Source organism: Streptomyces sp. R818, assembly GCF_056172735.1.
Genome location: NZ_JAOCNE010000003.1, coordinates 1196141 through 1217517, shown reverse-complemented (window position 1 = coordinate 1217517; position 21377 = coordinate 1196141). Strand labels below are relative to the sequence as shown.

The 21377-nt window shown below is 69.5% G+C and carries 20 protein-coding genes; 10 read left to right on the top strand and 10 right to left on the bottom strand.

Going from position 1 to position 21377, the window contains the following annotated elements; translation table 11 throughout:
- Window positions 1-107 precede the first annotated feature (107 nt).
- Both N5I75_RS10690 and N5I75_RS10685 read right to left on the bottom strand, forming a co-directional pair.
- Window positions 108-917 carry a serine hydrolase domain-containing protein gene (locus N5I75_RS10690; RefSeq protein WP_476676466.1) on the bottom strand — a complete coding sequence of 270 codons (810 nt, stop codon included), beginning with the start codon at window positions 915-917 and terminating at the stop codon, window positions 108-110.
- A gap of 10 nt (window positions 918-927) precedes the next feature.
- A complete protein-coding gene (locus N5I75_RS10685) occupies window positions 928-1395 on the bottom strand; it encodes a GNAT family N-acetyltransferase (protein WP_476676465.1) in 468 nt (155 codons plus the stop codon).
- Window positions 1396-1489: 94 nt separating this feature from the next.
- Between N5I75_RS10685 and N5I75_RS10680 the strand changes: the two genes are divergently transcribed.
- A complete protein-coding gene (locus N5I75_RS10680) occupies window positions 1490-1957 on the top strand; it encodes a MerR family transcriptional regulator (RefSeq protein WP_476676464.1) in 468 nt (155 codons plus the stop codon).
- A gap of 23 nt (window positions 1958-1980) precedes the next feature.
- The gene (locus N5I75_RS10675; RefSeq protein ID WP_476676463.1) at window positions 1981-3024 is read left to right on the top strand and encodes an aldo/keto reductase; all 1044 of its coding nucleotides are present in this window, start codon (window positions 1981-1983) and stop codon (window positions 3022-3024) included.
- 113 nt (window positions 3025-3137) lie between these two features.
- On the opposite strand, the gene N5I75_RS10670 is transcribed toward N5I75_RS10675, so the two are convergent.
- The 7 genes from N5I75_RS10670 to N5I75_RS10640 all read right to left on the bottom strand — a co-directional run bounded on the left by N5I75_RS10670 (window position 3138) and on the right by N5I75_RS10640 (window position 10912).
- Window positions 3138-4367, bottom strand: a complete 1230-nt coding sequence (locus tag N5I75_RS10670; protein WP_476676462.1) for an acyltransferase family protein — start codon at window positions 4365-4367, stop codon at window positions 3138-3140.
- Window positions 4364-5494, bottom strand: a complete 1131-nt coding sequence (locus N5I75_RS10665; protein ID WP_476676461.1) for an alpha/beta hydrolase — start codon at window positions 5492-5494, stop codon at window positions 4364-4366. Before N5I75_RS10665 ends, N5I75_RS10670 begins: the two co-directional genes overlap by 4 nt.
- A 245-nt stretch (window positions 5495-5739) precedes the next feature.
- On the bottom strand, window positions 5740-6414 hold the full coding sequence (locus N5I75_RS10660) for a response regulator (RefSeq protein ID WP_476676460.1): 675 nt from the start codon (window positions 6412-6414) through the stop codon (window positions 5740-5742).
- Between the two features lie 26 nt (window positions 6415-6440).
- The gene (locus N5I75_RS10655) at window positions 6441-7817 is read right to left on the bottom strand and encodes a sensor histidine kinase (protein ID WP_476676459.1); all 1377 of its coding nucleotides are present in this window, start codon (window positions 7815-7817) and stop codon (window positions 6441-6443) included.
- A gap of 113 nt (window positions 7818-7930) precedes the next feature.
- On the bottom strand, window positions 7931-8809 hold the full coding sequence (locus N5I75_RS10650; RefSeq protein WP_476676458.1) for a DUF4429 domain-containing protein: 879 nt from the start codon (window positions 8807-8809) through the stop codon (window positions 7931-7933).
- Between the two features lie 76 nt (window positions 8810-8885).
- Window positions 8886-10097 carry an alpha/beta hydrolase gene (locus N5I75_RS10645; RefSeq protein ID WP_476676457.1) on the bottom strand — a complete coding sequence of 404 codons (1212 nt, stop codon included), beginning with the start codon at window positions 10095-10097 and terminating at the stop codon, window positions 8886-8888.
- A gap of 173 nt (window positions 10098-10270) precedes the next feature.
- Window positions 10271-10912, bottom strand: a complete 642-nt coding sequence (locus tag N5I75_RS10640; protein WP_476676456.1) for a TetR/AcrR family transcriptional regulator — start codon at window positions 10910-10912, stop codon at window positions 10271-10273.
- Between the two features lie 110 nt (window positions 10913-11022).
- Between N5I75_RS10640 and N5I75_RS10635 the strand changes: the two genes are divergently transcribed.
- The 3 genes from N5I75_RS10635 (at window position 11023) to N5I75_RS10625 (ending at window position 13668) form a co-directional block, all read left to right on the top strand.
- Window positions 11023-12630: an MFS transporter gene (locus tag N5I75_RS10635; RefSeq protein WP_476676455.1), complete on the top strand. Its 1608-nt coding sequence runs from the start codon at window positions 11023-11025 to the stop codon at window positions 12628-12630.
- 256 nt (window positions 12631-12886) lie between these two features.
- Window positions 12887-13276, top strand: a complete 390-nt coding sequence (locus N5I75_RS10630; protein WP_476676454.1) for a peptidase inhibitor family I36 protein — start codon at window positions 12887-12889, stop codon at window positions 13274-13276.
- Window positions 13277-13356: 80 nt separating this feature from the next.
- On the top strand, window positions 13357-13668 hold the full coding sequence (locus tag N5I75_RS10625) for a small hydrophobic protein (protein ID WP_476676453.1): 312 nt from the start codon (window positions 13357-13359) through the stop codon (window positions 13666-13668).
- A gap of 629 nt (window positions 13669-14297) precedes the next feature.
- Here N5I75_RS10625 and aceE read toward each other — a convergent pair.
- Complete coding sequence (gene aceE, locus N5I75_RS10620) at window positions 14298-17045, bottom strand: pyruvate dehydrogenase (acetyl-transferring), homodimeric type (RefSeq protein ID WP_476676452.1); 2748 nt, start codon at window positions 17043-17045, stop codon at window positions 14298-14300.
- 454 nt (window positions 17046-17499) lie between these two features.
- Between aceE and N5I75_RS10615 the strand changes: the two genes are divergently transcribed.
- The 5 genes from N5I75_RS10615 to N5I75_RS10595 all read left to right on the top strand — a co-directional run bounded on the left by N5I75_RS10615 (window position 17500) and on the right by N5I75_RS10595 (window position 21254).
- Window positions 17500-17931: a DUF3052 domain-containing protein gene (locus N5I75_RS10615; RefSeq protein ID WP_394434478.1), complete on the top strand. Its 432-nt coding sequence runs from the start codon at window positions 17500-17502 to the stop codon at window positions 17929-17931.
- A gap of 185 nt (window positions 17932-18116) precedes the next feature.
- A complete protein-coding gene (locus tag N5I75_RS10610) occupies window positions 18117-18575 on the top strand; it encodes a peroxiredoxin (protein WP_476676451.1) in 459 nt (152 codons plus the stop codon).
- 140 nt (window positions 18576-18715) lie between these two features.
- A complete protein-coding gene (locus N5I75_RS10605; protein ID WP_398196181.1) occupies window positions 18716-19291 on the top strand; it encodes a TerD family protein in 576 nt (191 codons plus the stop codon).
- Between the two features lie 160 nt (window positions 19292-19451).
- Window positions 19452-20027, top strand: a complete 576-nt coding sequence (locus tag N5I75_RS10600; RefSeq protein ID WP_365561353.1) for a TerD family protein — start codon at window positions 19452-19454, stop codon at window positions 20025-20027.
- An 81-nt stretch (window positions 20028-20108) separates the two neighbouring features.
- Complete coding sequence (locus N5I75_RS10595; protein ID WP_476676450.1) at window positions 20109-21254, top strand: DUF475 domain-containing protein; 1146 nt, start codon at window positions 20109-20111, stop codon at window positions 21252-21254.
- Window positions 21255-21377: the final 123 nt, after the last annotated feature.

Sequence of the window (21377 nt, the reverse complement as noted above, 5' to 3'; positions counted from 1 at the left end):
CTGCTGATCGAGCCCCGCCGGGACGGGAACAGGGGCCGGGCCGGGGTCGGGCGGGGCAGCCCCGTCACCCCGGGCCGGGCGGGGCAGCCCCCGTCACCCCCCGCCGGTCACAGCTCGGAGAGCACCGCGTCGGTGAAGGGAGGCCATACCTCCGCCGCCCACGGGCCGAACGCCCGGTCCGTCAGTGCGACGCAGGCCGCGCCCGCCGCCGGGTCGACCCACAGGAAGGTGCCGGACTGGCCGAAATGGCCGAACGTGCGGGGGGACGACGCGCTCCCCGTCCAGTGCGGCGACTTGTGGTCGCGGATCTCGAACCCGAGCCCCCAGTCGTTCGGGTTCTGGTGCCCGTACCCCGGGAGCACCCCCTTCGTGCCCGGGTACTGCACCGTCATCGCCTCGGCCACGGTGCGCGGGTCGAGCAGGCGGGGCGCCTGCAGCTCCGTGGCGAACCGCACCAGGTCGTCCACCGTGGACACCCCGTCCTTGGCGGGCGAGCCGTCCAGCGTCGTGGCGGTCATCCCGAGCGGCTCGAGCACGGCCTGCCGCAGGTACTCGGCGAACGGGATGTCCGTCGCCTTCTCGATGTGGTCCCCGAGCACCTCGAACCCCGCGTTCGAGTACAGCCGTCGGGTCCCGGGCTCCGACGTCGTCCGGTGCTCGTCGAAGGCGAGGCCGCTGGTGTGCGCAAGGAGGTGCCGCACCGTCGACCCCTCCGGGCCGGCCGGATCGTCCAGCTCGACCGCTCCTTCCTCGTACGCGACGAGCACCGCATAGGCGGCCAGCGGCTTGGTGACCGAGGCCAGCGGGAAACGGTGGGCCGTGGGACCGTGCGTGCCGAGCACCGTGCCGTCCGCTCGGACGACGGCTGCGGCGGCGGTCGGGACCGGCCAGTTCTCGATCAAGGCGAGGCTCTGCATACGCACGAGCCTAGAACGTCAGCCGCATCGCGGGTGAGGGGGTGCGGGTGAACCCGAGCGAGGCGTACAGCGGCTCGCCCTGCGCTGTCGCGTGCAGGTCGATGCGGCGCACATCGCGCTCCCGGTACCAGGCCAGGAGCGCCTCCACGCAGGCCCGCGAATAGCCCTTGCGCCGGTGTCCCGGGTCGGTGCACACGTTGAAGACATGCCCGGAGCTGCCGGAGGGGTTGCCCGGCCCGCCCAGACCGCGGTGGATCGCCCCTGTCGCGCAGGCCGCGAGCCCGGACCCCGGCGTCGGGGCGTCGACGACGAACGCGGTCAACTCGTCCTCGGGCTCGGCGAGATGCGAGCGCAGGGCCGCGATCGTGGTCGGCTGCCAGCTCACATCGGTGCTGGGGTGCATCGAGTCGAGCATGATCTTGCGTAACCGGACCAGCTCTTCGGCGTCCTCGGGAACGGCGCGGCGGACGAAGCTCATGATCCGGACCGTAGCGCGGGTACCACCCGGCCGTCGCCCAAGATTTCCCACGACGCTTGCTTGGAGCGCACTCCAAGGTTCTAGCGTGGGGGCCATGACGGTGATGGAGACCACCACGCCCGCACCCAATCCGACCGGGGCCGACCGGACCAAGGTCGACGCCTGCGCCTCGACGCCGAGCGCGCACCCGCGCCCCGACGGCCAGGACCGGTACACGATCAGCGAGGTCGTCGCCTTCACCGGACTGACCGCGCACACCTTGCGTTGGTACGAGCGGATCGGGCTGATGCCCGATGTCGACCGCTCGCACACCGGCCAGCGCCGCTACAGCAACCGCGACCTGGACTGGCTCGCCTTCGTCGGCAAGCTGCGGCTGACCGGCATGCCGGTCGCCCACATGGTCCGCTACGCCGAACTCGTCCGCCTGGGCGAGGAGACCTTCGAGGAGCGCCGGGAACTCCTCGAATCGACCCGGCGCGACGTCCTGAACCGGATGGCCGAGCTGCAGGACACCCTCGCGGTGCTCGACCACAAGATCAATTTCTATGCGGGCGCCCGATAGGCGTCGGAAAGGACCTGAACCACATGGCCCACACCGAACGGACACCGCAGGGCGGCGACGTGCGCCTCTCCACTGTTGAGTTGGGAAAGAACGGGCCCGTGGTGGGCGCTCAGGGCCTCGGCTGCATGGGTATGAGCTGGGCCTACGGTCCGACCGACGCCGAGGAGGCACGGGCCACCCTGGAGCGGTCCCATGAGCTCGGCGTCACTCTGTACGACACGGCCGACGTCTACGGCGCCGGTGAGAACGAGAAGTTCCTTGCTCCTTTCGTCAAGGCGCATCGCGATGAGATCGTCCTCGCCACCAAGTACGCCCTCGGCACCGACCCCGACGACCCCACCAAGCGCACCATCCGCAACGACCCCGCTTACATCAGGACCAGCATCGACGCCAGCCTCCAGCGCCTGGGCGTCGACTCGGTCGACCTGTACTACATGCACCGCCGGGACCCGGGAGTCCCCATCGAGGAGACGGTCGGCGCGATGGCCGAGCTCGTCGCCGCCGGCAAGGTCAAGCACCTCGGTCTCAGCGAGGTCACCGCCGCCGAGCTGCGCGCCGCGCAGTCCGTCCACCCGATCGCGGCCGTCCAGTCCGAGTGGTCACTGTTCAGCCGTGACATCGAGCGGTCCGTGGTGCCGGCCGCCGCTGAACTCGGTGTCGCGCTCGTCCCGTATTCGCCACTCGGCCGCGGGTTCCTCACCGGTGCTTTCGTCAGCGCCGACAAGGAGCTGTCCGAGGACGACTTCCGCCGCCAGCAGCCCCGGTTCACCGGCGATAACGCCGCCGTCAACGCGGCCCTGCTCGAACCCGTCCGCCAGGTCGCCGACCGCCACGGCGCCTCCCTCGGCCAGATCGCCCTAGCTTGGGTGCAGCGGCAGTCGCAGACCTTCGGCCTCCCCGTCGTCCCCATCCCCGGCACCCGCAAGCGCAGCCGTGTCGAGGAGAACACCGCGGCGACCCGGATCTCCCTCAGCGAGGAAGACCTGGCGCTCCTGGATCCGATCGCCTCCCGGGTCTCGGGTGAGCGCTACGCCGACATGACCTTCACGTCGGCGGGCCGCGAGTAGGCAAGAAGCCGATGCCTCCCCGCTCCGACGACCGCGACAGCCGGTTGCCGTCGGAGCGGGCCGGCAGGCGGTCCGGGGAGGCAAGAGGCGCAGGGACCCTGCCGGGCGCCGCCTCATGCCAGCCCCAGTGCGAACACGGTGAACCCGGCGGCGAGCAGTCCGGCCAACGCCCGGCGGTGCCGGCCGACCCGGGTCCACGGCGCCTCGAACGCCCGTGTCCGACGCCCTATGAGGACGAGCAGCGCCGCGAACAACGGCAGCCACGCGAGTCGGGCGGCTATCCAGACCGGCGAGTCCGGCGCGGTGGTCAGGCCCGGTATCGCACCGGCGAAGGACGCGGGGACGGCTGCCGTCAGCATCGCCGTCTGGTGCCAGCACAGGATCGTCATGGCCGACAGATTGATCACGACGACCGGTGCCCACAGCGCGGGGCGACGCAGCAGTCGGCCGATGCGCTCCCGCAGGAGTATCGCGGCCCCGCTCTGCGCGGCGGCCAGGGCCAGGACCAGGAGCGACGGTGGATGGGAGTTGGTCCGCGCGTCGCCCGGCACCCCGACCATCGATGCCGGGTAGTGGAGAACGAGCAGGAGCAGCGCGAACAGTGCGGTCCCACCGACGAGCAGCACCCAGGCGCCTCGCTTGCCGAGCCTTTTCCCACCCCAGCTGACGCCCAGTTGGTAGGCGAACATCCAGCCCGGCAGAAGGTTCAGCAGACTCAGCCAGGACGGCATCGCTGAAGCGAAGGGGCCGTACCTGAGGAAGTCGACCGCGGCGACCGAGCCCACAAGAGGCGCGGCGGCCCAGGCACCGAGACGGTCGGAAGCCCTGATGCAGTAAGGGGTGAGCGCGGTGATCACGGTGTAGATCCCGACGAACCACAGCGGCTGTATCACCAGAGTGGACCCGGTCCGCAGCGTCGTGGCCGGAACGCCGAGGGCGTACAGCACCGGGATCAACGCGGCCCACACCGCCGTCACACCCAGCACCGGGCGGCTGAGCCGGGCCATTCGGCCGTGCAGCCAGCGAGCCGTCGAGGTGCCGCGCTCCCGGGCTCTCCGGTAGGAGAGGGCCGACGCGTATCCGCCCACGAGGAAGAAGACGCCGAGCATCTGCAGCACCCAGCTCACGGGCGCGAAGAAGCCGAACGCGGACAGTGGGCTCGCGTTGTGCAGGGCGCCTCGGTCGTCCAAGGTGAAGCCGCCGAGGAGCCAGTGTCCGGTGGGTACGGCGAGCAGGGCCACGGCACGCAGCCCGTCGACGGCCCGGTCCCGGTGGGCCGGTGTCCTGGCGTCGATCGCGGCGACGGCCGAGGCGGCGGACGCCCGCACAGTGGTGAGGGTCATGAGGACGCTCCGGTGGCGATACGGGTGAAGGCACGCAGCGAGTCCGTGCCGGGTGCGAAATAGCCGGTGTGGCCGTGGGCCCGCTCGGCCGGGATCCGGCGGGCCCCGAAAGAGGGATCGACGGGATCGGTCCCGTGTCCCAGACCGAACAGCTCGACATGCGGGACCTTGGCGATCCAGTCGCTGTCGTCCCGCGCCGCCCACACACGGGCTCTTGTGCGCATCTCCGAGACGCTGTCGGCGCGCACCCCGGGGGACGCGACCACCACCAGGTCGGAGGCGGGCAGCCGGGAGGCGGCGAGCCCGCACACCACCGAGCCGTAGCTGTGACAGAAGATGCTGGGCTCGGGAGCGCCCGCCGCGACGAGGCCCTGCACGAAGCGCGCCAGGCGGGGCGCTCCTGCCTCGGCGAGCCGGCCCGTGGCGGCGTCCGGGCCGAGCCCGAGCGGCGTGGTGTAACCGACCCACGCCACGACGGCCGCCCGGCCCCGCGCCGCCGCGTACAGGGACTTCGCCATTCCGGTGGGCGTCCCGTACACGTCCTTGGCCCGGTCGAACGAGTCCAGGTCGATGTCGGAGCCGGGAACGACCACGGAGACATGGCGCGCGGCGCGCAAGTCGCCGTACACCTCCGCGACTTGTCCTCGGCCGCGCGGGTCGAAGGCCAGGATCCGACGGTCGGGAGCGAGCAGCTCCGCGCACCGTTCGACGAGTGCGCGAGCCGCCGCCCGGGCGTGCGTGGTCAGTCTGGTGTTCCGCGCGATGGCCACGGCCCGGGTCTTCTCCGCCCGCAGCGCCAGTGCGTTCGCCTCGTAGCGCAACGGGATCGGCGCACCGTCCAGATTGCCGACGACCGACGGATGCCGGGCGGCCAGCTCATGCCGCGCCGCCGCGCTCAACCCATGGAAGAAGGCGGCCACATGTGCCGGGCTCGCCGTCCCCGGGTCGGGCAGGGGCGTCCCCAGCGTCTTGTCCGCGATCCAGGACGCGGTGCCGGGCGGCGGGCCGGTCAGCGGACGCTGCTCGTGGCCCGAGGCCCAGCCCGCTGTACCCGCGATGATCGTCGTCATGAGCGCGGTGGCGACCAGAGTGCGGCGGCCGCGTCGTTTCCAAGAACCCAGGCCCATCGCCTGTCCCCCTCCGTTGGTGTGACGAGGGGAAGGTAGAAAGACGGTCTCGGCCGACACGTCACACTGCGGAGCCAACTAACGGCTGCTACCTGGGTATTTGTACGTGATACTGCAGTAGGGGGTAGGGCGGTCGCAGAGGCGCTGATCCCGTAAATCGGCTTGCTACCACGGGCGTTGACCGTAGCCGAAGCGGTCCAGCGCACGGTGTGCGTCAGGGGGAAGTCATACCCGGGTAGCGGGCGTTATTGGTCGCCGGGCGTCACCAGGCCGGACTCGTAGGCGAAGATCACGGCCTGTGCGCGGTCCCGTAGGTCCAGCTTCGCGAGCACGCGGCCGATGTGGGTCTTCACGGTCTGTTCGGCCAGCACCAGTTTCTGGGCGATCTCCTGGTTGGACAGGCCGCGCGCGATCAGCTCGAGTACTTCGAGCTCGCGCGGAGTCAGGGACTTGAGCCGCGGTGAACGGTCCCTGCGCGTCGGCCGGGTCTTCGCGAAGTCCGCGATGAAGCGCTTGGTGACGGTCGGCGCGAGCAACGCCTCCCCGGCCGCGACGATGCGCACGGCACTGATCAGATCCGTCGGCGGCGCGTCCTTGAGCAGGAAGCCGGAGGCGCCCGCCCGCAGCGCGGCGTACACATAGTCGTCCACGTCGAAGGTGGTGAGCATGAGCACCTTGGGACGGTGCACCACGCCGGGCGGCGGGGTCAGCAGCTCGCGCGTCGCCGCCAGTCCGTCCATCTCGGGCATGCGGACATCCATGAGCACCACATCCGGGTGCGTGGACCGGCTGACCTCGATGCCCTGTCTGCCGTCCGGTGCCTCACCCACCACGTCGATGTCGCTCTGCGCGGACAGCAGCGCGGCGAACCCGGCCCGCACCATGCTCTGGTCGTCGACGATGATCACGCGGATGGTCATGCGTGCGGAATTCCTTTGCGCCGAAGTTACGCCGAAGGGGAATCTGACGGGGTCAGCGGGAGCCGGGCCGCGACACGGAATCCCCCCGCGGGCAGCGGACCCACATCGAGCGTGCCGCCGACCAACCGTACGCGCTCGCGCATCCCTATCAGACCGTGCCCCGTACCGGTGGACTCGATGGGGGAGACGGGTTCGGCGGCCGGACCGTTGACCACGATCACCAGCAAGGCGTCCTCGTCCAGGCCGATCGAAATCTGCGTCCGCGCGCCGGGGGCGTGCCGCACCACGTTCGCCAGGGCCTCCTGCACGATCCGGTAGGCGGAGAGGTCCACCGCGGGCGGTACGTCGGCCAGTTGGTCGACGAGCGTCAGCTCCAGGTACGACAGCTCGGCCGGCACCCCGCCTCGTATGGTCGCCTCCACCAGCTGTCCCAGATGCGCGAGGCCGGGCTGCGGCGTCAGGTCGCTCTGCGTGCCCTCGCTGCGCAGGACGGCCAGAAGGCGCCGCATCTCGGTCAGCGATTCCCGCGCGCCCGCGGCGATGGAGGCGAATTCCTCGCGGGTCTCCCCGGACAGGCCCTGCAGCCGGTACGGCGCGGAGTCCGCCTGCACGGTGATCACCGACATGTGGTGGGCCACGACGTCGTGCAACTCCCGGGCGATCCTGGCCCGTTCCTCCAGGAGCGTGCGGCGAGTCCGCTCGGCCTCGCTGATCGTCTCCTGCTCGACGAGCTTGCGCTGTGTCTCGCCCCGCTCCCGGAGCAGGGCGCCGAGAAGGAGCACTCCGCCGCTCAGGACGATGAGCAGCACGCCAGTGTCCTGGCTCGACCCGTCACGGAACATGCCCAGGACGATGCTGACAACGACGGTGATGAGCCAGATGCCGACCAGCCTGCGGCGGCTCTCCCGCAGCGCCAGGGCTATGCACAGCAGCACATATCCGACGACGACCATGGGCGTCCACGGCGAGGGGTGGTGTGCGTCGCCCTGGAGCACGGGGATCGCGCCGAGCGTGGCGGCGACGATCATGATGAGCCAGGCGGTCAGCGGGCGGCTGACCGCGAGCAGCAGCGGAGCGGCCTGCGCCACGCCGATGGCACCGGCGAGGCCGCCGCCCACTCCGTAGTCGTGCGACAGCACCTGTGTGGTGACCGGGATGAGCACCGCGACGAACCCCGACGCGATCAAGTACGGCAGCAGCCGCATCCAGCGTTTGGGCGCCTGGGCCAGCAGCGGCTCGGAGCGGTCCCCGCCCACAGCGGTCGTGAGCGCGGAACCGGCCGCGGCCAGCCTGTCGCCGGTGCGGCGCAAGGTGTGGATCAGCGCATGGCGTCGGCCCCCTCGCCCGGACTCTTCGTCCGGTGGGCGGGGGGCGTGCTCGGGTGGAGGCGGCGGAGTGCTCATCGCCCGATCAGCGTAGGCAATGGGCAGGGGGTGTGCCGTCATACCGAGGTGCTCAACCGCACCTCATACCCAGGTATCACCAGCGGTCACAGTCTGGCTGCGACAGCTCCCTGTTACAGCTCCGCGAGGAGTTCGGCCTTCTTCGTCGAGAACTCCGCGTCGGTGACCAGACCCGCCTGGTGCAGTTCGCCGAGGTGGCGGATGCGGTCCGCGATGTCCGCCGGGTCGCGGCGCCCGGTCGCAGCGGCGTCGGCGCGGAGCTGGCCGGCCGACGAGGGAGCGGGACTCCTGGTCCGTACGGCGGCGAGCACCGAGGCGGCGAAGGGCAGGGACTCGTGCACGGGGCCGTAGCCGAGCCCGAAGACGACGGCGGCCGGGTCCTGGTCGGCCTGGCCCGGTTGGTCCTCGGCCGTCGCTCGGTGCACGAGGCGCAGGTAGCCCTCGAACAGTTCGGGGGAGCGCCACTCCACGCCGCTCAGGTCGGCGACGGGGAACGTCTTGTCCCCGGCTTTCCACTTCGCCGACGAGGCTCCCGTCCAGAACCAGCGGAAGGACACCGAGGTTCCGTCGAAAGAGGCCTTGCCGTCGTACGCCTTGAACTGCAGCGGGGCCTCGGGCGGAGCCACCAGGTAACCGTCCGACCGCAGGTCCTTGTCGGCGTCGAGCATGCCGCGCAGTTCGTCCGCGTAGTACTCCGCGAGGGTCTCCCGCTCGGCCGGCAGCACCAGACGGTAAGGATCACAGGCTTCTTTGAGCTGGCCCGCCGCGGCATCCATCAACGGATCCACGCCGGGTCTCGGTTCCGCGTGCAGCACCACGGTCCCGCGCTTACCAGGAGTCAAGGTCACCGCCGCGATCGCTTCCAGGGGGATGCGGCGTTCACCGAGCGCCTGCAGGAGCTTCGGTGTGCGGATCCCCCGTTCGAAGCGGATGAGCACGGAGTCGGACTCGAACTCCCAGGCGGCATGAAATCCGGCCAGTACGTCACCCATGCGGCTCATCGTATGCGGCATGCGCGCCTCCGTCGCCTGTTGCGTCGGACCACTGTTTCACCGATTTCTACGCGCGTCAGACAGAGGTACTACCGGAAAATCCTTTCCGGCACTGTGCATCCGCGCCCGCGCAGCGAACCGAACGGTACGAGCCAGTGCCGATCTCGGCGAAGTTGCTGAGGCTCTCGGTGCCCGGTGCGAAGTAACCGGTGTGGCCCTTGGCATCTGCTGAGGAGACGACCCGTGCACCGAAGCCCGCGGAGACCGGGTCCGCACCGTGCCCGAGACCGCCCACTTCCATGTAGGGCACGTCCTGGATCCAGTCGTCCTTGTCGCGGGTGGCCCACACGCGCGCGTGGGTGCCCAGTCCGGCGACGTTCTCGCTCCGCATCCCCGGGCTGCCCGCCACCGCGATGTCGCTGACGCGCGCGGGCAGGTGGTGCGCGGCGACACCGCACACCACGGAGCCGTAGCTGTGGCAGTACAGGGCGACGGGAGACCGGCCGGGCAGGCCGCGCAGCATCGCGTTGAGCCGGACCGCGCCGTCGTCGGCGCGCATCGACGTCGCGGCGTCCACACCGAGGCCGGCGGGCGCGGTGTAGTCGGCCCACGCGATGACGGCGGTGCGCGTGCGCGGGCTCGCCGCGCGCTCGGCGGCGTACAGCGAGCGGCCCATGCCCACCGGGGCCGAGTACGCGCGGAACGTGCGCTGGAAGGTCAGGACGTTCGTGTCGACGCCCGGCACCACGACGGAGACGCGCTGCGCCTTGTCGAGGTCGCCGAAGACCTCGGCCACGCGGCCGGAGCCCATGGGGTCGAAGGCGAGGATCTGGCGGTCCGGGTTGGTCAGGAGCGCGAAGCGCTTCATGCGCTCTGAGGCATTGGCCTGGCCGACCGCGGAGAGCCGGACGTCGTGCACCCGCTTCGCCTCGACCGCGCGTGCCTGGTCGAGCGCGCGGCGATTGGCGCGGTAGCGCAGCTCGACGGGGGCGCCGTTCATGTTGCCGACCGCGAGGGGGTAGCGCGCCACGAGCCGACCGCGCTGGTGTTCGGAGAGTGAGGCGAAGAAGCGGGCGAGACGGGCGGGGGAGCCGTCGGGTCTCGGCAGCGCGTGTCCGTCGAGTCTGCCGTGCTCCCACGAGGTGAGCGCGGCCTGGAGCGGCGACGAGGCGCCCCGGTGATGGCGCACCGCGGTCCACCCGGTGGTCGCCAGCATGATGAACACGACGGTCAGCGCGAGCAGCGCGCGCCATACGTTGAGCTGGGGGGAGGAGTCGAAGGAAGTCACTGCGGGACACCCTAGGAGAAGCTCACAGCGCTCCGTGCCATGGGTGAGACAGATCACGTTTCCAACGGGGTTTTTGGGCAAAAGCAGACGCAGTCACGGGCTTGCCTTCACCCTGCGTGAGGGATCGGCGAGCCCACGCGCGCGTGGGTGCGACCGGCGTCACGCAGAAGCGCTCACGCTCCGTCGGAATTCCACCGCTCGCCCAGAGACGGCTTCAAGTGGTCGAGGTAGGACTCGGTGAGGTCGCGGATGGCGTCGAGGCTCGGGTCCTCACCCGCGCCCCACAGTCGCCCCGTCATCCGCATCACCCCGCTGAACGCGGCCACCGCGACGCGCGGACGGGGGTCGGTGTCCACGTCGAGCCCCTCCCGCCTTGCGATCACGCGGGCGATTTCCTCCTCCAGCTCGATGGAGCGGCGCAGATGTGCGGCGAGCAGCGCCGGAGTCGACTCGATCATCTGGTAGGTGCGCATGTGCAGTTCGACCGGGATGACTTCCTCCACCGAGCGGCTCAGCGCCTCCCAGGTGCCGACCACCGTATGGCGCAGCGCCTCGAACGGGCTCTCGTGCGCGGGGCGTTCGCGCAAGGCGGCGACGAAGCGGGACTCCACCATCTGCTGGACGGCGAACGCGGCCTCCTCCTTGTTGGCGAAGTAGCGGAAGAAGGTGCGTTGGGAGACCTCACAGGCCTCGGCGATCTCGTCGACCGTGGTGGACTCGAAGCCCTGGGACGTGAAGAGCTCAAGCGCGGCGCGCAGCAAGGCGTTTCGCGTGCGCTGCTTCTTGAGTTCACGCAGGTTCAACCGAGTCGTCATGGTCCTCTTTCGAGCTGTTTGTGCAGTCCACCGTAGTGTGAGCGACGTGACAGTTACCGACTTGTGAAATGCTTTGTCAACTGTCAGGCGCTGTCACTAGCCTCGAACGTATGACTAGTCAGACCACTGTCGACAAGGCGGACCGGGTTCCGGGACCCGACCCCGTCCCGGCACCGGCCAAGGGGCTGCGCGGCCACCCCTGGCTGACCCTCTTCTCCGTCGCGATCGGCGTGATGATGGTCGCCCTCGACGGCACCATCGTCGCCATCGCCAACCCGGCTATCCAGAAGGACCTCGGCGCGAGCTTCGCCGACGTCCAGTGGATCACCAACGGCTACTTCCTCGCCCTCGCGGTCACGCTCATCACCGCGGGCAAGCTCGGCGACCGGTTCGGACACCGGCAGACCTTCCTCATCGGCGTGGTCGGGTTCGCCGCCGCCTCGGGCGCCATCGGACTGTCCGACAGCATCGCGTTCGTCGTCACCTTCCGCGTCTTCCAGGGCCTGTTCGGCGCGCTCCTCATGCCCGCCGCGCTGGGCCTGCTGCGCGCCACGTTCCCCGCCGAGAAGCTGAACATGGCGATCGGCATCTGGGGCATGGTCATCGGCGCGTCGACCGCGGGCGGCCCGATCCTCGGCGGCGTGCTCGTCGAGCACGTCAGCTGGCAGTCCGTCTTCTTCATCAACGTCCCCGTGGGCGTCCTCGCCCTGATCCTCGGGCTCGTCATCCTTCTCGACCACCGCGCCGAGAACGCGCCGCGGTCCTTCGACATTCCCGGCATCGTGCTGCTGTCCGGCGCGATGTTCTGTCTCGTCTGGGCCCTCATCAAGGCGCCCGAATGGGGCTGGGGCTCCGGCTTGACGTGGACGTTCCTCGCCGCGGCGGTGCTCTGCTTCGTGCTGTTCGCGATATGGGAGACCCGGGTCGCCGAGCCGCTCATCCCGCTCGGACTGTTCCGCTCGGTGCCGCTGTCGGCCGGTGTGGTGCTGATGGTGCTCATGGCGATCGCGTTCATGGGCGGCCTGTTCTTCGTCACCTTCTACCTGCAGAACGTGCACGGCATGAGCCCGATCGACAGCGGTCTGCATCTGCTGCCGTTGACCGGCATGATGATCGTCGCCTCGCCGCTGGCCGGCGCGATGATCACGAAGGTCGGTCCGCGCATCCCGCTCGCCGGCGGCATGGCGTGCACGGCCATCGCCATGTACGGCATGTCCACGCTCGAGGCGGGCACCGGCAGCGGCATCATGTCCGTCTGGTTCGGGCTGCTCGGACTCGGTCTCGCGCCCGTCATGGTGGGCGCCACCGAGGTCATCGTGGGCAACGCGCCGATGGAGCTGTCCGGTGTCGCCGGTGGCCTCCAGCAGGCCGCGATGCAGATCGGCGGCAGCCTCGGCACCGCCGTCCTCGGTGCCGTGATGGCGTCGAAGGTGGACAGCGACCTCGCGGGCAACTGGACGGACGCCAAGCTTCCGCCGCTATCCCCGACGCAGCTGGACCAGGCGTCCGAGGCCGTCCAGGTCGGTGCCGCTCCGGTGCCGCCCGGCACGCCCGCCGCGCTCGCGGAGAAGATCACGGGCGTCGCGCACGACACCTTCATCTCCGGCATGAGCCTGGCCTGCCTGGTCGCCTGCGGTGTCGCGGTCGTCGCGATCCTCGTCGCGATGCTGACCAAGCGGGGCGACAACGCGGACGCGGCGGGGGCCGCGCACATCTGAGCCGTGGGCGGTCCCGGTGCCCGAAACCCCAGCTCATGGGGGAGGGCAGTACCGCCCTAAGCCGTCGACAGGGCGTTGAAACCGCTCGTGTGGGGGAAGCCCCCGGGAACTTTCCGGGGGCTTTCGCTTATCCGGGTGACGTCGCTCGGAAGCCCTTCCCGGAACCGGATCCTCCGGGCCAAGGTGGGTGCCAGGCGATCAGTCGCGAACGCAACTGGTCGACACAACACGGGGGTTCAGAGATATGCGTACGTTCATGCACAGTCCTGCGAGCATGCCGGTCGCGGTCATCGTCGGCGTCGCCGCGGCGGTGCTCGGGGTGATGGCCCTGCCGCCAGGGCCCGCCGCGGCGGCACCACCGAAACTCGGAGACTGCGGGGCGGGGGAGCTCTGTCTCTGGGAGAAGACCGGGTTCAAGGGGCCCCGGCACACCTACGAGCTGGCCGGGATCGACATCGAGAGCTGCGTCGCGCTGCCGGAGGGGAGCAGCGCGGCGTCCCTCGCCAACCGCACCGGCCGTCCCGTCACCACGTACCAGTCCGCCGAGTGCGGGGAGACCGGGGAGTTCCAGACCTACCCCGGCAGCGGTACCTGGGAGCCCGAATCGCCGTACCGGGCCCGCGCGTTCAAGGTCTGGGAAAGATGACGGCACGGGGGTGCCGGTGGTAGACGGCGGCAGACGGGGTACCCGATTCATCGCCCGAGTGCAGACGAACTCGAGGAGTGATGATGGCGGGCTTCGGTCACACCACGCGCAAGCACCCCCGTTCACGCGGCCGCGCAGGATCGCGGAGCGGGCCGGACCGCGCGTCGCTCGCGATCATCGGCCTCGTCAGCGCGATCGCAGGGTTCTTCGTCCTGGGCATTCTGCTGGGTCCGGTCGCCCTGGTCTGCGGCTGGCTGGCCATGGGGCGGCGCTGGACCGGCACGCAGTCCGTGTCGGCGCTGGTCGCCGTCGTCCTCGGTGCCATCGACACGCTGCTCGCGGTCGTATGGCTCGCCTCGGCGACCGGCACCGCCGCGGGCGGTCTGCTCTGACCCCGGGCCCGATCGACTGACCGCCCTGACCACCGCCCCGGGCGGGTGCGTCCGGCCCGGGGCAGTGCCATCGGGGCGACCTTTGGTCCGGTAAATCGCGGAGACGAAAGCCCGGGTTGCCCGAGCGCGGGGCGGGGTCGCGCGAACGAGCCTCGATGACTGGAGCACCGCTCGGCGACCCTGAGCGCCAACCATCCAGCGCTCAGGGAGACCCCGAGAGAGCCGCCGAAGGGCAGCCCACCCGGCCCGCCCCCAGCGAAGCCGCGCAGCCCGCTCCCGACCCAACTCAGCCGCACCCTGGCCCGACCGGGCCAGGCCCAGCCACATCCCACCCGGGGCCGGAACCGCGCGGGCCAGACCGGGCCGGGCCAGGCCCAGCCACATCCCACCCGGGGCCGGAACCGCGCGGGCCAGACCGGGCCGGGCCAGGCCCAGCCACATCCCACCCGGGGCCGGAACCGCGCGGGCCAGACCGGGCCGGACCCGGCCCAGCCGATCCAATTCGCCCCGACCCGGGGCCGAACCCGACCCGGCCGAACCCGACCCGGGGCCGAACCCGACCCAGCCGATCCAACTCGACCCGATCCGGCCCAGCCGGCCCCAGCCCGACCCGCTACCCCCGCGGAGCCCTACGCATCACCGCCCGCTGTCCCAGGATCGGCCGATGTCACATCCAAGAGCTGGTACCGGTCGATCGCCTGCTTCAAAAGGGAGCGGTCGACCTTGCCCTCGCGGGCCAGTTCCGTGAGGACCGCGACGACCACCGACTGGGCGTCGATGTGGAAGAAGCGGCGGGCGGCGCCCCGGGTGTCGGCGAAGCCGAAGCCGTCGGCGCCGAGGGACTGGTAGGTGCCGGGGACCCAGCGGGCGATCTGGTCGGGCACGGACCGCATCCAGTCGGAGACGGCGACGAACGGGCCCTGCGCGCCGGAGAGTTTGCGCGTGATGTACGGCGTGCGCTGCTCCTCCTCGGGGTGGAGCAGGTTGTGGCGCTCGACGTCCACGGCCTCGCGGCGCAGTTCGTTCCAGGAGGTGGCGGACCAGACGTCGGCCCGTACGTTCCACTCCTCGGCGAGGATCCGCTGGGCCTCGATGGCCCAGGGGACGCCGACGCCCGAGGCCATGATCTGCGCGGGGATCTCCCCGGAGGTGCCCGTGCTGATGCGGTGGATGCCCTTGAGGATGCCCTCGACATCGACGTCGGCGGGTTCCGCGGGGTGCTGGATCGGCTCGTTGTAGACGGTGAGGTAGTAGAAGACGTCCTCGCCGGGCTTGCCGTCGGCCGTCGGGCCGTACATGCGGCGCAGGCCGTCCTTGACGATGTGGGCGATCTCGTAGCCGTACGCCGGGTCGTAGGCGACGCAGGCGGGGTTGGTCGAGGCGAGGAGCTGGGAGTGGCCGTCGGCGTGCTGGAGGCCCTCCCCGGTCAGGGTCGTCCGGCCCGCGGTCGCACCGAGGACGAAGCCGCGCGCCAGCTGGTCGGACATCTGCCAGAACTGGTCGCCGGTCCGCTGGAAACCGAACATCGAGTAGAAGACGTAGACAGGAATGAGGGGTTCGCCGTGCGTTGCGTAAGCGGAACCGGCCGCGATGAGGGAGGCCGTGCAGCCCGCCTCGGAGATGCCGTCGTGGAGCATCTGGCCGGTCGGCGACTCCTTGTAGGCGAGGAGGAGGTCGCGGTCGACGGACTCGTACTGCTGGCCGAGCGGGTTGTAGATCTTCGCGCTCGGGAAGAAGGAGTCCATGCCGAAGGTGCGGTACTCGTCGGGCGCGATCAGCACGAAGCGCTTGCCGATCTCCTTGTCCCGCATGAGGTCCTTCAGGAGCCGGACGAACGCCATGGTGGTGGCGATCGACTGCTGCCCGGAGCCCTTCTTGACCGTGGCGTAGGTCTTGTCCTCCGGCAGCTGAAGCGGTTTCGCGCGCACGACACGGGTCGGCACGTAGCCGCCGCATGCCTTGCGGCGGTCGTGCATGTACTGGATCTCCTCGCTGTCGCGGCCGGGGTGGTAGTACGGCGGGGCGCCGCCCTCCAGCTGCGCGTCGGAGATCGGGATGTGCAGCCGGTCGCGGAAGCCCTTCAGGTCGTCGACCGTCAGCTTCTTCATCTGGTGCGTGGCGTTGCGCCCCTCGAAGTTCGGGCCGAGGGTCCACCCCTTGACCGTCTGCGCGAGGATGACCGTCGGCTGGCCCTTGTGCTCCTTGGCCGCAGTGAACGCCGCGAAGATCTTCTTGTGGTCGTGGCCGCCGCGCCCCAGGTGCAGGATCTGGTCGTCGGTCATGTTCTCGACCATGGCGCGCAGCCGGTGGTCGTCGCCGAAGAAGTGCTCGCGGATGTAGGAGCCGGGCTCGGTGGCGTAGGTCTGGAACTGGCCGTCGGGCGTGATGTTCAACTTGTTGACCAGGACGCCGTCGCGGTCCTGCGCGAGCAGCGGGTCCCAACTGCGGTCCCAGACCAGCTTGATGACGTTCCAGCCGGCGCCGCGGAACTGGGACTCCAGCTCCTGGATGATCTTGCCGTTGCCGCGCACCGGGCCGTCGAGCCGCTGCAGGTTGCAGTTGACGACGAAGGTCAGGTTGTCCAGGCCCTCACGGGCGGCGATGGAGAGCTGGCCGAGGGATTCGGGCTCGTCCATCTCGCCGTCGCCGAGGAAGGCCCACACGTGCGAGTCGGAGGTGTCGGCGACGCCGCGCGCCTCCATGTAGCGGTTCATCCGGGCCTGGAAGATCGCGCCCAGCGGGCCGAGGCCCATGGAGACGGTCGGGAACTCCCAGAAGTCCGGCATGAGGCGTGGGTGCGGATAGGAGGAGAGCCCGTTCGGCGCCTTGGACCTCTCCTGGCGGAAGGCGTCGAGCTGGTTCTCGGTGAGGCGGTCCAGGAGGTACGCGCGGGCGTAGATGCCGGGCGAGGCGTGCCCCTGGAAGAAGATCTGGTCGCCGCCGCGGCCGTCGTCCTTGCCGCGGAAGAAGTGGTTGAAGCCGACGTCGTACAGGGACGCCGAGGACGCGAACGTGGCGATGTGGCCGCCGACGCCGATGCCGGGGCGCTGCGCGCGGGAGACCATCACCGCGGCGTTCCAGCGCGTGGCGTTGAGGACCTTGCGCTCGATCTCCTCGTTGCCGGGGAAGAACGGCTCGTCCTTGGTGGCGATCGTGTTGATGTAGTCCGTGCTGCGCATCTCGGGCACGGCCACGCGCTTCTCGCGGGCCCGCTCGATGAGTCGGAGCATCAGGTAGCGGGCTCGCTCGCGGCCGCGCTGGTCGACCGCGGCGTCGAGGGAGTCGAGCCACTCCTGCGTCTCTTCCGGATCGAAGTCCGGGACCTGACTGGGGAGACCGCCAATGATGATCGGGTTGCGATCGGATCCGGAAACCACGCTGTTCCTTCACTGTCGGTGATGCCACTCTCGGTGGTGCGCCGCCGCCGATGCCACCGCCGGTGCCAGGGGCGGTGGTGCTGCCGGCGGTGCGCGGCCGTCCGTCCTCGGTCGGTCGAGCATCGCCCACTGTCGCGTACGCCGTCGGGTACACCCTTGTCCATCGTGTACCTCGGAATCGGAATCGTCATCTCTGTGCGAAGTAATTCGGCGGGGCGGTTACGCTCGGTGTCGGCGCAGGGCGGGCAAACCCGGCAGAATGCTGTGGCGTACATCACCGGCCTGCGGGAATCCTTGACAGGAGTTGTGGTGGCACGGCCTGGAACGTCACCGTTTCGGCGGTCTCGACGGCCGGGTACTTGCGCGATCCGTCGCGCACGTGTGGACTACGGCCAACGCTTCGCGCGTGCGCGAAGCTGCAGACAACTTCGTAAACATGATCAGGAGGCAATCCGTGAGCGCGACCGCGGACCACGCGGAGACGAACCTTGCCGCAAGGCTTGGTTTCCAGACCGACATGGTGGTCCAGGAGATCGGCTACGACGAGGACGTCGATCAGGAGCTCCGTGAGGCCATCGAGGCCACAACCGCCACAGAGCTCGTCGACGAGGACTATGACGACGTGGCTGATGCCGTGGTGCTCTGGTTCCGTGAGGACGACGGGGACCTTACTGATGCGCTGGTGGACACCACCACGTACATCGAAGACGGCGGTTACATCCTGCTTCTGACGCCGAAGACCGGGCGGGACGGGTACGTCGAGCCGAGTGAGATCGGTGAGGCCGCCACGACCGCCGGGCTCTCGCAGACCAAGGGCGTCAGCGTGGGCAAGGACTGGACCGGGAGCAGGCTGGTGACGCCCAAGACGGCCGCCAAGAAGCGGTAACCGTCCCGGCGGGACCGGAAAGGACCCGGGAGACCCCAGAGGAGGCCCCGCGGGTGCACACGTGCGCCCGCGGGGCCTCGGCGCATGCCCGGCGCGGGCGCGGCGGTGGCCCGTCGTGAACGTGCTTTCCCGCCGCCAACTAGGGTGAAGCCACCCGAACAGCCCCACCGAAGGGAAGCTTCACCATGGCGATCGAGGTCGGCACCAAGGCTCCGGACTTCGAGCTGAAGAACCAGCACGGCGAGACCGTGAAGCTCTCGGACTTCCGCGGCGAGAAGAACGTGGTGCTGCTCTTCTACCCGTTCGCTTTCACCGGCGTCTGCACCGGCGAGCTGTGCGCGCTCCGTGACGAGCTGCCGAAGTTCGTCAACGACGAGGTGCAGCTGCTCGCCGTGTCGAACGACTCCCCGTTCACGCTGCGGGTCTTCGCCGAGCAGGAGGGCCTGGAGTACCCGCTCCTGAGCGACTTCTGGCCGCACGGCGAGGCCTCGCGCGCGTACGGCGTCTTCGACGAGGAGAAGGGCTGCGCGGTGCGCGGCACCTTCATCATCGACAAGGAGGGCGTGGTCCGCTGGACCGTCGTCAACGGCCTCCCCGACGCCCGTGACCTGAACGAGTACGCGAAGGCGCTCGAAGTCCTGTAAAGCGCCTCTTCCGGATTCTGGGGGTACGACACCCGGTGGGAACCTCGCCGGGGCGGGAACCCCTCACTAGGATCCAGACGTTGATCCGATACAAGACGCACTACGGGGCTCCCCGCCCCTACAGACCATAGGGAGGACTCGTGGGAGTCAGCCTCAGCAAGGGCGGCAACGTATCGCTGAGCAAGGAGGCCCCTGGCCTCACAGCGGTCGTCGTGGGCCTGGGTTGGGACGTCCGCACCACCACCGGTACGGACTTCGACCTGGACGCCAGCGCCATCCTGATCAGCGCCGAGGGCAAGGTCCGCAACGACCAGGACTTCGTGTTCTTCAACAACCTGAAGAGCGCGGACGGCTCGGTCGAGCACACCGGCGACAACACCACCGGTGAGGGCGAGGGCGACGACGAGCAGGTCAAGGTCGACCTCGCGACGGTCCCGGCCGACGTGGACAAGATCGTGTTCCCGGTCTCGATCTACGACGCCGAGAACCGTCAGCAGTCCTTCGGCCAGGTGCGCAACGCGTTCATCCGCGTCGTGAACCAGGCGGGTGGCACCGAGATCGCCCGCTACGACCTCTCCGAGGACGCCTCGACGGAGACCGCCATGGTCTTCGGCGAGCTGTACCGGAACGGGGCGGAGTGGAAGTTCCGCGCCGTCGGCCAGGGCTACGCCTCGGGCCTGCGCGGCATCGCGCAGGACTTCGGCGTCAACGTCTGAGCCGACAGCAGCCACACGGGCGATCGCCGTACGAACAGTCACCGTCCCGGCGGTCGCCCCACGCGCACCACGCTCACCCGTCCGGCGCCGCACTCTCGCAGTGCGGCGCCGGACGCGCTCGACAACAGCACCGTCTTACACGCGGGGAGGACCAGGGATCATGGGCGTCACGCTCGCCAAGGGAGGCAATGTCTCCCTCTCCAAGGCCGCACCGAACCTCACGCAGGTCCTGGTCGGGCTCGGCTGGGACGCACGTTCCACCACCGGGGCCGACTTCGACCTGGACGCCAGCGCGCTGCTGTGCAGCGGCGGCCGGGTGATGGGCGACGAGTGGTTCATCTTCTACAACCAGCTCAAAAGCCCGGACGGCTCGGTCGAGCACACCGGTGACAACCTCACGGGTGAGGGCGAGGGTGACGACGAGTCGCTCATCGTGGACCTCTCGAAGGTGCCCGCCACCTGCGACAAGATCATCTTTCCCGTCTCGATCCACGACGCGGACAACCGCGGGCAGACCTTCGGCCAGGTGAGCAACGCGTTCATCCGCGTCGTCAACCAGGCGGACGGCCAGGAGCTCGCGCGCTACGACCTCTCCGAGGACGCCTCCACCGAAACCGCGATGATCTTCGGCGAGCTGTACCGGTACGGCGGCGAGTGGAAGTTCCGTGCAGTGGGCCAGGGGTACGCGTCCGGTCTGCGCGGCATCGCTCTAGACTTCGGAGTCAACGTTTCATAAAGCGTTGCTAAAGCCGTGCACGGAGCGGGGGAGCCCCGTACAACCAGCACGGGGAAACCCGTACACACGATGGGGTAGTCAGTGGTTCTGAAAACCTTCGGCTGGTCGTTCGCGATCACCGTGCTCGGATTGATCGCCGCGGTGTTCTACGACGGCTGGACGGCGCTCGGCCTCGTCGCGATCCTCGCGATCATGGAGATCTCGCTCTCCTTCGACAACGCGGTGGTCAACGCCGGAATCCTGAAGAAGATGAACGCCTTCTGGCAGAAGATCTTCCTCACGATCGGCGTGCTCATCGCCGTCTTCGGCATGCGCCTGATCTTCCCCGTCGTCATCGTGGCGATCAGCGCCAAGATGGGCCCGATCGAGGCCGTCGACCTCGCGTTCAACCAGCCCGACCGCTACCAGCAGCTGGTCACCGACGCGCACCCGTCCATCGCCGCCTTCGGTGGCATGTTCCTGCTGATGATCTTCCTCGACTTCATCTTCGAGGACCGGGACATCAAGTGGCTCGGCTGGCTGGAGCGCCCCCTCGCCAAGCTCGGCAAGGTCGACATGCTGTCGGTCTGCATCGCGCTGATCGTGCTCCTCGTCTGCGCCATGACCTTCGCCATCCACGCCCACCAGCACGGCGGCGTCCACGCCGACAAGCAGTCCACGGTGCTCATCTCCGGCGTCGCGGGCCTGATCACCTACCTCGTCGTCGGCGGGCTCTCCAGCTTCTTCGAGAACCGGCTCGAGGAAGAGGAGGAACGCGAGCACGAGGCGGAGGAGCAGGCCGCCCGCGAGGGCAAGCCCAAGTCGGCCGTGCTCCTGGCCGGCAAGGCCGCGTTCTTCATGTTCCTCTACCTGGAGGTCCTGGACGCGTCGTTCTCCTTCGACGGCGTGATCGGCGCCTTCGCGATCAGCAACGACATCGTCATCATGGCGCTCGGCCTCGGCATCGGCGCCATGTACGTCCGATCCCTCACCGTCTACCTGGTCCGCCAGGGCACCCTCGACGACTACGTCTACCTGGAGCACGGCGCGCACTACGCGATCGGCGCCCTGGCCGTGATCCTGCTCGTCACCATCCGCTACGAGATCAACGAGATCATCACCGGCCTCATCGGCGTCGTCCTGATCGCCTGGTCGTTCTTCTCCTCGGTCCGCCGCAACAAGCGCCTCGCGGCCGAGGAGGGCAACGCGGACAGTCCGGACAAGAGCGAGGTCCCCTCCGGAGTCTGACCGAACAGGCCCTGATCGCACTGGCCCTGCCCGAACAGGACCTGACCTGGGCCGATGTGCCCGGAGTTTTAGCCGGGGCACAATCCTGGAACGCTCTGGACGGGGCGGTCGCGCGAGACAATG

Excerpts from the sequence above, each read along its gene's own strand:
- N5I75_RS10640 (WP_476676456.1), bottom strand. The coding sequence starts at position 10,912 with ATGACGACTCGGTTGAACCTGCGTGAACTCAAGAAGCAGCGCACGCGA.
- N5I75_RS10610 (WP_476676451.1), top strand. The coding sequence starts at position 18,117 with ATGGCGATCGAGGTCGGCACCAAGGCTCCGGACTTCGAGCTGAAGAAC.
- N5I75_RS10675 (WP_476676463.1), top strand. The coding sequence starts at position 1,981 with ATGGCCCACACCGAACGGACACCGCAGGGCGGCGACGTGCGCCTCTCC.
- N5I75_RS10650 (WP_476676458.1), bottom strand. The coding sequence starts at position 8,809 with ATGGGTGACGTACTGGCCGGATTTCATGCCGCCTGGGAGTTCGAGTCC.
- N5I75_RS10625 (WP_476676453.1), top strand. The coding sequence starts at position 13,357 with ATGATGGCGGGCTTCGGTCACACCACGCGCAAGCACCCCCGTTCACGC.
- N5I75_RS10680 (WP_476676464.1), top strand. The coding sequence starts at position 1,490 with ATGACGGTGATGGAGACCACCACGCCCGCACCCAATCCGACCGGGGCC.
- N5I75_RS10600 (WP_365561353.1), top strand. The coding sequence starts at position 19,452 with ATGGGCGTCACGCTCGCCAAGGGAGGCAATGTCTCCCTCTCCAAGGCC.
- N5I75_RS10665 (WP_476676461.1), bottom strand. The coding sequence starts at position 5,494 with ATGGGCCTGGGTTCTTGGAAACGACGCGGCCGCCGCACTCTGGTCGCC.
- N5I75_RS10685 (WP_476676465.1), bottom strand. The coding sequence starts at position 1,395 with ATGAGCTTCGTCCGCCGCGCCGTTCCCGAGGACGCCGAAGAGCTGGTC.
- N5I75_RS10635 (WP_476676455.1), top strand. The coding sequence starts at position 11,023 with ATGACTAGTCAGACCACTGTCGACAAGGCGGACCGGGTTCCGGGACCC.
- N5I75_RS10690 (WP_476676466.1), bottom strand. The coding sequence starts at position 917 with ATGCAGAGCCTCGCCTTGATCGAGAACTGGCCGGTCCCGACCGCCGCC.
- N5I75_RS10660 (WP_476676460.1), bottom strand. The coding sequence starts at position 6,414 with ATGACCATCCGCGTGATCATCGTCGACGACCAGAGCATGGTGCGGGCC.
- N5I75_RS10670 (WP_476676462.1), bottom strand. The coding sequence starts at position 4,367 with ATGACCCTCACCACTGTGCGGGCGTCCGCCGCCTCGGCCGTCGCCGCG.
- N5I75_RS10655 (WP_476676459.1), bottom strand. The coding sequence starts at position 7,817 with ATGAGCACTCCGCCGCCTCCACCCGAGCACGCCCCCCGCCCACCGGAC.
- N5I75_RS10630 (WP_476676454.1), top strand. The coding sequence starts at position 12,887 with ATGCACAGTCCTGCGAGCATGCCGGTCGCGGTCATCGTCGGCGTCGCC.